The following is an 11,115-nucleotide window of genomic DNA, read 5'->3' as shown; positions in this document are numbered from 1 at the left end:
GGCCGGGGCGGGGCGCTTCACATGCGTCCGAGCGGCATGCGCAGCCGATGGACACCCTCACGGCAGGGGCGGGGCCCGACATTCTCGGCCGGAGAGGGGCAATGCGGCCGGAACCGCGACCAGCGGGCCACCGTCGGAACGCCGCCGGGGATGGCCCGCGCCCTGCGCAGCAGACGAAGTGGTGCCCGGAGCCGGACTTGAACCGGCACGCCCGCGAAGGGGCAGCGAGGTTTAAGCTCGCCGTGTCTGCATTCCACCATCCGGGCAGGCCATGGGCTCCGCAACGAGTTCCGAGCCTATCGGGACGCATCCCCCGAACAGCGGAACGGCGGACCGATGTTGTCTTATTTTATTGACGTCTGAGGGTGCATCAGCCCGTGGAACGAGCCATCCGCACTTGCCAATAGCGTGACGTGGGGCACGTGCGCCCGTACGTGAAATGACGGAATTTCACCGTCCGAACGAGGGCGTTCCACCTGTTCTCGGCACCGGTCGACCACATGCGGCGGCCGCGGCCCCGTCGGGGTCGCCCGTCCTCCCCAGGTATGACGCGACACCCTCACGTCCGACCGGAGTCGGCCCCGAGAACGGGAACAGCGACTGACTCCAGGGCCGTCGTCCGACGGGACGATGGACAGGTCCCCAGGAACACACGTCGTCCCGACAGGAGTACCGTCCCGTGACCACCACACCCATCGCCGACCGGACCACGGCCGTGGCCGCCAGGGCCACCGAGCTGTCGAAGATCTACGGGCAGGGTGAGACCCGGGTGGTCGCCCTGGACCAGGTCTCCGTCGACTTCCGGCAGGCCGAGTTCACCGCGATCATGGGCCCGTCCGGCTCCGGCAAGTCCACCCTGATGCACTGCGTGGCGGGCCTGGACACCTTCTCGTCGGGGTCCGTGCGCATCGGCGAGACGGAACTGGGCTCGCTGAAGGACAAGCAGCTCACCAAGCTCCGCCGGGACAAGATCGGCTTCATCTTCCAGGCCTTCAACCTGCTGCCGACGCTGACCGCGCTGGAGAACATCACCCTCCCGATGGACATCGCGGGCCGCAAGCCGGACAAGGCCTGGCTGGACCGGGTCATCGAGATGGTCGGCCTGTCCGGACGGCTCGGCCACCGGCCCTCCCAGCTCTCCGGCGGCCAGCAGCAGCGCGTGGCCGTGGCCCGCGCCCTCGCCTCCCGGCCCGAGATCATCTTCGGTGACGAGCCGACCGGAAACCTCGACTCGCGCTCCGGCGCCGAGGTGCTCGGCTTCCTGCGCAACTCCGTGCGCGAGCTGGGCCAGACGGTGGTCATGGTCACCCACGACCCGGTCGCCGCCGCCTACGCGGACCGCGTGATCTTCCTGGCCGACGGGCGGATCGTGGACGAGATGTACGCGCCCACGGCCGACTCCGTCCTCGACACGATGAAGCAGTTCGACGCGAAGGGCCGGACCAGCTGATGTTCCGCACCGCCCTGCGCAACGTCCTCGCGCACAAGGCCCGCCTCCTGATGACCGTCCTCGCCGTCATGCTCGGCGTGGCCTTCGTCTCCGGAACCCTCGTCTTCACCAACACCATCTCCGACGCCTACCAGAAGAGCTCCGCCAAGGGCTTCGACGGCGTCGACGTCGCCGTACAGGCCAAGTACCAGGAGTCCAAGCGCCGGGACCGGGTCGGCAGGACCGCCGACCTGACCCAGGCCATGCTGGACAAGGCCGCCGAGGTCCCCGGCGCCGCCTCCGCCACCGGTGTGGTCAGCGGCTTCACCGCCGTCGCCGACAAGCAGGGCAAGCTGCTCGGCGGCGACTGGCAGTCCACCGGCGGCAACTACTGGGGCACCAAGGACACCCGGTACCCGCTCGTCAGCGGCCACGCCCCGCACGGCAGCGGCGAGGTGCTGCTCGACTCCCGGACGGCGCAGCGGGCCGGGTACAAGGTCGGCGACACCGTGCGCCTCTCCGTGAACGGCCCGGTCCTCACCCCGACCGTCGCGGGCGTCTTCCGCACCGACGACGGCAACGTCGCCGCCGGCGGCAGCCTCGCCCTGTTCGACACCCCCACCGCGCAGCGGCTCTTCGGCAAGGCGGGCACCTACGACGAGATCGACGTCAGGGCCGCGGCCGGCACCAGCCAGTCCGCGCTCAAGGCCGGGATCGACAAGGCGCTGCCCTCCCAGCTGGTGGAGACCACCACCGGCAAGCAGCTCGCCGACGACCAGGCCAAGCAGATCGCCGACGGGATGAGCGGCCTGAAGCAGGCCCTGCTGGTCTTCGCAGGCATCGCCCTGTTCGTCGGCACGTTCATCATCGCCAACACCTTCACCATGCTGGTCGCCCAGCGCACCAAGGAGCTGGCCCTGCTGCGGGCGGTCGGCGCCTCCCGCCGGCAGGTCACCCGTTCGGTGCTGATCGAGGCGTTCGTGGTCGGCGCGGTCGCGGGCGCCACCGGTCTGGCCGCCGGCATCGGCATCGGCGCGGGCCTGCGCGCCCTGCTCGGCTCCTTCGGCGCGAGCGTGCCCGACGGACCGCTGGTCATCACGCCGGGCACCGTGGTGGCCGCCCTCGCGGTCGGCGTCCTCATCACCATGCTGGCCGCCTGGCTGCCCGGCCGCCGGGCCGCGAAGATCCCGCCGGTGGCGGCGATGAGCAGCGTGCACGCCCAGGCCACGACCAAGTCGCTGGTGCTGCGCAACACGCTCGGCGCGCTGTTCGCGGCGGCCGGTGTCGCGGTGATCCTCTCGGCCACCACGATGAGCGCCGACTCCGCCCAGGCCCCGATGGGACTCGGTGCGGTACTGCTGATCATCGGCGTGTTCATCCTGACCCCGCTGCTGTCCCGCCCGCTGATCGCGGCCGCCGCCCCGGTGCTGCGCGCCTTCGGTGTCTCCGGCAAGCTGGCCCGCCAGAACTCGGTGCGCAACCCGCGCCGCACGGCGGCCACCGCCTCGGCGCTGATGATCGGCCTGACCCTGATCACCGGTATGACGGTGATGGCGGGCAGCCTGCAGACCGCCATCGACAAGATGGCCAGCTCGGCGATCCGCGCGGACTACGTCGTCTCGATGGCCAACCGCTCCCCGCTCTCCCCCGAGGTGGCGAGGAAGATCGCCGCCACGGACGGGGTCACCGCCAGCAGCCCGCTGCGCAACGCGGAGTCCCGGATCGACGGCAGGACCGAGTTCCTGACCGGCGTGGACGGTTCGTCCATCGGCAGGCTGACGGACCTCAAGGTCGACGACGGCACCTTCGCGGTGGACGGCACCCGGGTCGTCGTGGACAAGGACCGGGCCAAGGACTACGGCTGGCACGCCGGTTCGCGGTTCACCGTGCACTTCGAGGACGGCAAGGCCCGGACGCTGACCGTCGCCGGTGTCTACGAGGGCAACCAGATGATCAACGGGATCATCCTGGACGACAAGGTCCTGACCCCTCACCTGAAGGACCCGGTCGACATGCAGGTCATGGTCAAGACGGCGGACGGCGCCTCGTCCGCCGCCAAGGACCGGCTGGCGAAGGCCCTCGGCACCAACCCGGCGATCAAGATCCAGGACAAGCAGGACATCTCCGACGACATCGCGAAGATGTTCACGCTGATGCTGAACATGGTCTACGGCCTGCTCGGCATGGCGGTGATCGTCGCGGTCCTCGGTGTCATCAACACCCTGGCGATGTCGGTCTTCGAACGCTCGCAGGAGATCGGCATGCTCCGCGCCATCGGCCTGGACCGCAAGGCGGTCAAGCGGATGGTCCGCCTGGAGTCCCTGGTGATCTCCCTGTTCGGCGGGGTGCTCGGCATCGGCCTAGGCGTGTTCTTCGGCTGGGCGGCCGGACAGCTCCTCGGCACCAAGATGCCGACGTACGAACTGGTCCTGCCCTGGGGCCGGATGGCGTTCTTCCTGCTCCTCGCGGGCACGGTCGGCATCCTGGCGGCCCTGTGGCCGGCCCGGCGGGCGGCCCGGCTGAACATGCTGTCGGCCATCAAGTCCGAGTAGCGGGCAGCCGTACGACGCACCAGGGGGCCCCGTGGCACGGGGCCCCCTTCGTCGTGTGCGCCGTACCGGTGTCAGCCGTTCCAGTCGCGGGTGCGCAGCGGCAGCCCCGAGGTGCCCGGCGCCGGGGTGCGGACGGCGAGGACCTGGTTGACGCCGATGCGGTTGTGCTCGAAGGCGAGTGCGCAGGCGGCCATGTACAGCCGCCAGACGCGGGCGCGGCCGGGGCTGGTGAGGCCGACGGCGCGGTCCCAGCCGGCCTCCAGGTTGGCCACCCAGCGGCGGAGGGTGAGGGCGTAGTGCTCGCGGAGGGACTCCACGTCCCGCACCTCGAAGCCGGCGCGCTCCAGCTGGGTGACGGTGGTGCCGACGGGGGCGAGTTCGCCGTCGGGGAAGACGTAGGCGTCGATGAACTGGTCGACCTCGTACGACGACTCGTCGCCCTGCGGGCGGCGGCCGATCTGGTGGTTGAGCAGCCGGCCGCCGGGCTTCACCAGCTCGTACAGCCGGCGTGTGTACTCCAGGTAGCGTTCGGCGCCGACGTGCTCGGCCATGCCGATGGAGGAGATCGCGTCGAAGGGGCCGTCCGGGACGTCCCGGTAGTCCTGGACCCGGATCTCCACCAGGTCGGTCAGGCCCTCGTCGGCGACGCGCTTGCGGCCGTAGGCGGCCTGCTCCTGCGAGAGGGTGACCCCGACGACGTTCACGCCGTGCTCGCGCGCCGCGTGGATGGCCATCGAGCCCCAGCCGCAGCCGACGTCCAGCAGCCGCTGACCGGGCTTCAGGCCGAGCTTGCGGCAGACGAGTTCGAGCTTGTCGCGCTGGGCGGACTCCAGCGTGCCGCCGTCCTCCCAGTAGGCGCAGGAGTACACCATGGAGGGGCCGAGGACGAGCTCGTAGAAGTCGTTGCCGACGTCGTAGTGGTGGCTGATGGCCCGCTTGTCGCTGTTGCGGGTGTGCAGGTGGCGGCGCCTGCGCACCTCCTCGCGCGGCGGGGCCGGGGGGATCGGCGGGCCGACGAGCCTCAGCAGCTCCCGGGCGGCGGCGCGGACCTCCGGGTCGCGCACGGCCCGCACCAGGCCGCGGGTGTCCTCCCCGCGCTCCCAGATCAGCCCGGCCATGGCGTCGAGGACGGCGTAGAGGTCGCCCTCGATGTCCAGGTCCCCGGCGACCCAGGCGCGGGCCAGGCCCAGTTCGTTCGGCTTGAACAGCATGCGGCGCAGTGCGCGGCGGTTGCGGATGACGAGGGCCGGCGCACCCGGCGGCCCCGCCTGCGACCCGTCCCAGGCCCGCAACCGCACCGGAAGCGGGGTGCCCAGCATCTGTTCGGCAAGTCTCCTCAGCCGCGACGCGGCGTCGGCCATGGCGCACACCTCCAAGACGACGATCCCGGATGTCCGTTCACCACGTAAACACCGTGCGGCCCCGAGCGCAGTCCCGCAAAGGAGTTACAACCGAGCAAAACAGTTGTATCGGCCATGCAGACGGGGCGGCCCGGGAACGCCGAAGGACCTCCCGCACCACGGATGGCGGGAGGTCCTTCGGGTCTGCCGGTGACCTGGGGTCAGGAGGCCTTGGCCTTCTCCTCGGTCTTGGCGGCGGCGACCGGCGCCGGCTTGGCGGCCTCGTAGAACTCCTCGCGGGGGTTCTCCATGGCGCCCAGGGAGACGACCTCGCGCTTGAGGAACATGCCGAGGGTCCAGTCGGCGAAGACGCGGATCTTGCGGTTGAAGGTCGGCATCGCCATGCCGTGGTAGCCACGGTGCATGTACCAGGCGAGGCGGCCCTTGAGCTTGATCTTCACCTTGCCCATGACGATCATCGCCACGCCCTTGTGCAGGCCGAGACCGGCGACCGCACCCTTGTTGGCGTGCTCGTACTCCTTCTGCGGGAAGCCCCGCATACCGGAGATCACGTTGTCGCCGAGCACCTTGGCCTGGCGCAGCGCGTGCTGGGCGTTCGGCGGGCACCAGGCGTTCTCGTTGCCCGCCTTGCGGCCGACGAGGTCCGGGACCTGTGCGTTGTCACCGGCGGCCCAGATGTAGTCCGTGCCCTTGACCTGGAGGGTCGGCTCGCAGTCCACGTGGCCGCGCGGGCCGAGCGGAAGACCGAAGCGGGAGAGGGCCGGGTTCGGCTTGACGCCGGCGGTCCACACGATGGTGTTGGAGTCGACCTCCAGGCCGTTCTTCAGCACCACATGGCCGTCGACGCAGGAGTCCATGGAGGTGGAGAGGTAGATCTCCACGCCCCGGCTCTCCAGGTGCTCCTTGCCGTACTGGCCGAGCTTGGGGCCGACCTCGGGGAGGATCTTGTCCGCGGCGTCGACGAGGACGAACCGCATGTCCTCGCGGGAGACGTTCTTGTAGTACTTGGCGGCGTCCCGGGCCATGTCCTCGACCTCGCCGATGGTCTCCGCGCCCGCGAAGCCACCGCCGATGAAGACGAAGGTGAGCGCCTTGCGGCGGATCTCCTCGTCGTTCGTGGAGTCGGCCTTGTCCAGCTGCTCCAGGACGTGGTTGCGCAGCCCGATGGACTCCTCGATGCCCTTCATACCGATGCCCTGCTCGGCGAGGCCGGGGATCGGGAAGGTGCGGGAGACCGCGCCCATCGCGATGACCAGGTAGTCGAACGGCAGCTCGTACGCCTCGCCCACCAGCGGGGCGATCGTGGCGACCTTGCGGTCCTGGTCGATGGTGGTGACCCGACCGGTGAGGACCTCCGCCTTCGGCAGCACGCGTCGCAGCGGGACGACGACGTGGCGAGGGGAGATGCTGCCGGCGGCGGCTTCGGGGAGGAAGGGCTGGTAGGTCATGTACGACCGGGGGTCGACGACCGTGACGGTCGCCTCGCCGTAGCGCATCTTCTTGAGAATGCGCCGAGCTGCGTACAGGCCTACGTACCCACCGCCTACTACGAGGATCCTGGGACGCTCCGTGGTGCTCATGCCATCGAGTATCCACCTGCCTCCGGGGGGCTGCTCGTGCGCCCCTTCACAAGGTTCTTGGGGGCCCGTGCTAAACTCCGCGGCCCCCGTGACCCAGGTCATGTGGCCGAAACGGAACCGCGAGGCGGTTCGCCCCGTTGTCAAGGCCGCGTGAGCAGCCTCTCCGGGTTTCCGGAGCCATCGTGAGCACCCCGGAACATCCCCGGAACAGACCCTTCCAGGGCGCCGCCACACACCCCATCTGAACATGTTCAAACGCCTCTTGGACCCCCGAAAGGGCCAACCGGCCCCCTTCGGGCACCCACGGGGACCCAATTCCTTGTGAAGAACTTCACGAACTTTTCCGCCGGGGCGCGAACGAGGGGCCCCGAAGGGCCCCTCGAAGACGCTCAAACGTTATCCGACCTGCTCAGTCTGACGCTACCGGGGAGTAACAAAAGAGAGCTACGCCACCGACCACGCGATGCCGTCGAGGATGTCGTGCTCGCTGACGACGACCTCCTCGGCACCGGTCCGCTCCATGATCGCGAGCAGCACGAGGGCGCCCGCACCGATCACGTCGACCCGGCCCGGGTGCATGGAGCCCACCGCGGCACGCTCGGCGTGCGTGGAGCGCAGCAGCCACTCGGTGATCTCGCGGACGCGGTCGCGGGAGACCCGGGAGTGGTGGATGCGCGCGGAGTCGTACTCCGGCAGGTCCTGGGCGATCGCCGAGACCGTGGTGACCGAACCGGCCAGCCCGACCAGCGTGCGCGCCTCGCCCAGCGGGACGGTCTCCTCCGCGAGGTCGAGCGCGGCCTCGATGTCGGCCCTCATGGCCGCGATCTGCTCCCCGGCGGGCGGGTCGGAGACCTTGCCGCCGGCCACCAGGTGCCGTTCCGTCATCCGCACGCAGCCCACGTCCACGGACCGCGCGGCCCGCACGTGGTCGTCGCCGACGACGAACTCCGTGGAGCCGCCGCCGATGTCCACCACCAGATAGGGCCTGGCGAGGTCGTCGCGGCCCCCGAGCTCCTTGGTCGCCCCGGTGAAGGAGAACTCGGCCTCCTGGCCGCCGCTGATGACCTCCGGCTCGACCCCGAGGATGTCCACGACCCCGCGCACGAAGTCGTCCCGGTTCTCGGCGTCGCGGGAGGCGGAGGTGGCCACGAACCGTACCTTGGCGGCACCGAGTTCACGGATCACCCCGGCGTACTCCCGGCACGCGGCGAAGGTCCGCTCCAGCGCCTGCGGCGCCAGCCGGCCGGTGCGGTCCACGTCCTGGCCGAGCCGGACGATCGTCATGCGCCGGTCCAGCTCCAGCAGCTCGCCGGTGGCCGGGTTCACGTCGGCGACGAGCAGCCGGATGGAGTTCGTACCGCAGTCGATGGCGGCGACCCGGGAGAAGCCCTCGGGGACCATCGGCCGGTCGGCGAAGAAACCGCTGCGGACCTCGGTGGGGTCGAGGACCGCGCCCTCCTCGCCCGGGTGCTCGTCCGCCGGGTCGGGCGCCTCGAGCGGCTGCACGCACGGCCCCTTGCGCCACCACTCGGGCAGCATCGCGATCGCCTCGTCGCCGAGCGGGTTCACCCCGGGGCCTGCGGCCAGCGAGTGGGCGACGAGGACGTGCAGGCACTTCACGCGGTCCGGCATGCCGCCCGCGCTCGGGAAGCCCGCCAGCACCTCGATCTCGTCCCGGCGCCGGATGTAGTCCTCGTGGGCGGCCCGGTAGGCCGCGGCCAGTTCGGGGTCGTTCTGCAGCCGTTCGGTCATCTCCTTCATGACGCCGTCCGCCTCCAGCGTCCCGATCGCCGAGGCGGCGCGCGGGCACGTCAGGTAGTACGTCGTCGGGAAGGGCGTGCCGTCGGGCAGGCGGGGTGCCGTCTCCACGACGTCCGGCTGACCGCAGGGGCAGCGGTGCGCGATGGCCCTCAGGCCCCGCGGCGGGCGGCCGAGCTGCTGCTTGAAGGCCTCGACGTCCGCGTCGGTGGGCTCGGAGCGCGGAGTGGGCGGCGGGGGCGTTTCCATGACTGCTTTTCGGAGGCTTTCTGTCGGTTCACTGGTCGGAGGCGTCGGACTTGTCGACCCCGTCCCAGACGTTCGCGTACCAGGGCCGGTGGGCGGCCCCGAATTCGGCGCGGGACTGCCGGGCCGCGCCCGGGTCGACGACCACGTACCCGGTCTCACCGGGCATCACGTAGTGCAGCCGGCGCCGGATCTGCTGCTCGGCGTAGGAGTCGTCCTGCCAGCGCGCCTTGAGGTCGCGCAGCTGCTCCACGCGCTCGCGGGCCTGCTCCTGCTTGCGCTGGAGGTCGTCGATCTGGGCGCGCTGGGAGACGAACTGACGCATCGGATAGGCGAGCGCCACGACCATCGAGCACAGCACCAGCGCGAGCAGCGCCGCCCGGCCGGTGAGCCGGGAGCGGCGGGCCTGCCGCTTCGTCTGGGAGCGGTAGACGCGGGCCGCGGTCTGCTCGCCGAGCAGCCGCAGTCTGGTCGCGGTGGAGAAACGGTCCCGGTCCTTGACGGCCATCGGCTCTCCGCCTCCCCTTTCACGTGCGTACGTCCCCGGACACGGTACGGGACCGGGTACGGGGACGTACGTACGACTGGCTAAGACATGGCCCGGGTGGGCTCAGGTCAGCCCTTGAAGCGGGGGAACGCGCTGCGGCCGGCGTACACCGCGGCGTCGTCGAGGATCTCCTCGATGCGCAGCAGCTGGTTGTACTTGGCGACGCGCTCGGAGCGGGCCGGGGCACCGGTCTTGATCTGGCCGCAGTTGGTGGCGACGGCCAGGTCGGCGATGGTGACGTCCTCGGTCTCGCCGGAGCGGTGGGACATCATGCACTTGAAGCCGCTGCGCTGGGCCAGCTCGACGGCGTCCAGGGTCTCGGTCAGCGAGCCGATCTGGTTGACCTTCACCAGGAGGGCGTTGGCGGTGCCCTCCTCGATACCGCGGGCGAGGCGCTCGGGGTTGGTGACGAACAGGTCGTCGCCGACCAGCTGGACCTTGTCGCCGAGCTTGTCGGTGATGACCTTCCAGCCGGCCCAGTCGTCCTCGAACAGCGGGTCCTCGATGGAGACGAGCGGGTAGGCCGCCACGAGCTCCTCGTAGTACTCCGTCATCTCGGCGGCGGAGCGCTCCTTGCCCTCGAAGAGGTACTTGCCGTCCTTGTAGAACTCGGACGCGGCCACGTCGAGGGCGAGGGCGATCTGCTCGCCGGGGGCGTAGCCGGCCTCCTTGATCGCCTCGAGGATGAGATCGAGGGCCTCGCGGTTGGAGCCGAGGTTCGGGGCGAAGCCGCCCTCGTCGCCGAGGCCGGTGGACAGACCGCGGCCCTTCAGCACCTTCTTGAGGGTGTGGTAGACCTCGGTGCCCCAGCGCAGCGCCTCGGAGAAGGACTCCGCGCCGATCGGGGCGATCATGAACTCCTGGATGTCCACGTTGGAGTCGGCGTGCGAGCCGCCGTTCAGGATGTTCATCATGGGAACGGGCAGCAGGTGCGCGTTCGGGCCGCCCAGGTAGCGGAACAGCGGCAGGTCGGACGCCTCGGAGGCGGCGTGCGCGACGGCGAGCGAGACGCCGAGGATGGCGTTGGCGCCGAGGGAGCCCTTGTTGTCCGTGGCGTCCAGGTCGAACATGGCCTGGTCGATCAGGCGCTGCTCGGTGGCGTCGTAGCCGACCAGCTCCGGGCCGATCTGCTCGATGACGGCCAGGACGGCCTTCTCGACACCCTTGCCCTGGTAGCGGTTGGGGTCACCGTCGCGCAGCTCGATGGCCTCGAAGGCGCCCGTGGAGGCGCCGGACGGGACGGCGGCACGACCCGTGCTGCCGTCGTCGAGGCCGACCTCGACCTCGACCGTGGGGTTGCCTCGGGAGTCCAGGATTTCCCGGGCTACGACGACGTCGATGGACGGCACGAGCATCTCCTTCTTGGATGTGACGCTGGAAGTGCGGGGCTCTCTGCCTTGCGGCGGTGCCTTGCGACTAGAGCCTAACCGTCCCAGGGGCGTCGGCCACCGACCGACCGACCCGTGGACGGGGAGGGACACGCAGACGGTACCCATTGTTCACCCGCGGAACAAAGGGGGGTGCGGATGAAGAACGGGGAAAGTGCCGGGGGACGCGCGGCGAGCCGGGCCCGGACATGAAGAAACCCCGCCCCGGTGCGTACGGGGGAACACGCACCGGGGCGGGGAGCCCGTGGGGACGG

At 70.4% G+C, this 11,115-nt stretch carries 7 protein-coding genes, 1 tRNA gene and 1 pseudogene; 2 read left to right on the top strand and 7 right to left on the bottom strand.

Annotated features, from left to right (window positions below; all coding sequences use genetic code 11):
- Positions 1 to 179: 179 nt before the first annotated feature.
- Positions 180 to 266 (bottom strand) — tRNA-Leu (locus ACZ7FF_RS25810).
- 413 nt (positions 267 to 679) lie between these two features.
- On the opposite strand from ACZ7FF_RS25810, the gene ACZ7FF_RS25805 reads away from it, so the two are divergent.
- Positions 680 to 1,450, top strand: a complete 771-nt coding sequence (locus tag ACZ7FF_RS25805) for an ABC transporter ATP-binding protein (RefSeq protein ID WP_470814639.1) — start codon at positions 680 to 682, stop codon at positions 1,448 to 1,450.
- A complete protein-coding gene (locus tag ACZ7FF_RS25800; RefSeq protein WP_470814638.1) occupies positions 1,450 to 3,981 on the top strand; it encodes an ABC transporter permease in 2,532 nt (843 codons plus the stop codon). Before ACZ7FF_RS25805 ends, ACZ7FF_RS25800 begins: the two co-directional genes overlap by 1 nt.
- A 71-nt stretch (positions 3,982 to 4,052) precedes the next feature.
- Here the strand turns inward: ACZ7FF_RS25800 and ACZ7FF_RS25795 are convergent, their stop codons facing one another.
- The 6 genes and pseudogenes from ACZ7FF_RS25795 to eno all read right to left on the bottom strand — a co-directional run bounded on the left by ACZ7FF_RS25795 (position 4,053) and on the right by eno (position 10,828).
- Positions 4,053 to 5,342, bottom strand: coding sequence for a class I SAM-dependent methyltransferase (locus tag ACZ7FF_RS25795; protein WP_470814637.1), 1,290 nt, complete (start codon positions 5,340 to 5,342; stop codon positions 4,053 to 4,055).
- Between the two features lie 200 nt (positions 5,343 to 5,542).
- Entirely contained in the window at positions 5,543 to 6,922 is a 1,380-nt protein-coding gene (locus ACZ7FF_RS25790) for an NAD(P)/FAD-dependent oxidoreductase (RefSeq protein WP_470814636.1), read from the bottom strand.
- 444 nt (positions 6,923 to 7,366) lie between these two features.
- Positions 7,367 to 8,323 carry a Ppx/GppA phosphatase family protein gene (locus tag ACZ7FF_RS25785; RefSeq protein WP_470814730.1) on the bottom strand — a complete coding sequence of 319 codons (957 nt, stop codon included), beginning with the start codon at positions 8,321 to 8,323 and terminating at the stop codon, positions 7,367 to 7,369.
- 204 nt (positions 8,324 to 8,527) lie between these two features.
- A pseudogene (locus tag ACZ7FF_RS25780) lies at positions 8,528 to 8,929 on the bottom strand (DUF501 domain-containing protein); the annotation flags it as partial.
- A 28-nt stretch (positions 8,930 to 8,957) separates the two neighbouring features.
- Positions 8,958 to 9,434: an FtsB family cell division protein gene (locus ACZ7FF_RS25775; RefSeq protein WP_470814635.1), complete on the bottom strand. Its 477-nt coding sequence runs from the start codon at positions 9,432 to 9,434 to the stop codon at positions 8,958 to 8,960.
- Between the two features lie 107 nt (positions 9,435 to 9,541).
- Positions 9,542 to 10,828: a phosphopyruvate hydratase gene (gene eno / locus ACZ7FF_RS25770; protein ID WP_468747057.1), complete on the bottom strand. Its 1,287-nt coding sequence runs from the start codon at positions 10,826 to 10,828 to the stop codon at positions 9,542 to 9,544.
- Positions 10,829 to 11,115: the final 287 nt, after the last annotated feature.

It is taken from the genome of Streptomyces sp. NPDC037126 (assembly GCF_055605965.1).
Note: the sequence above shows the minus strand (reverse complement) of the source record. Positions and strands in the feature narration are given on the sequence as shown.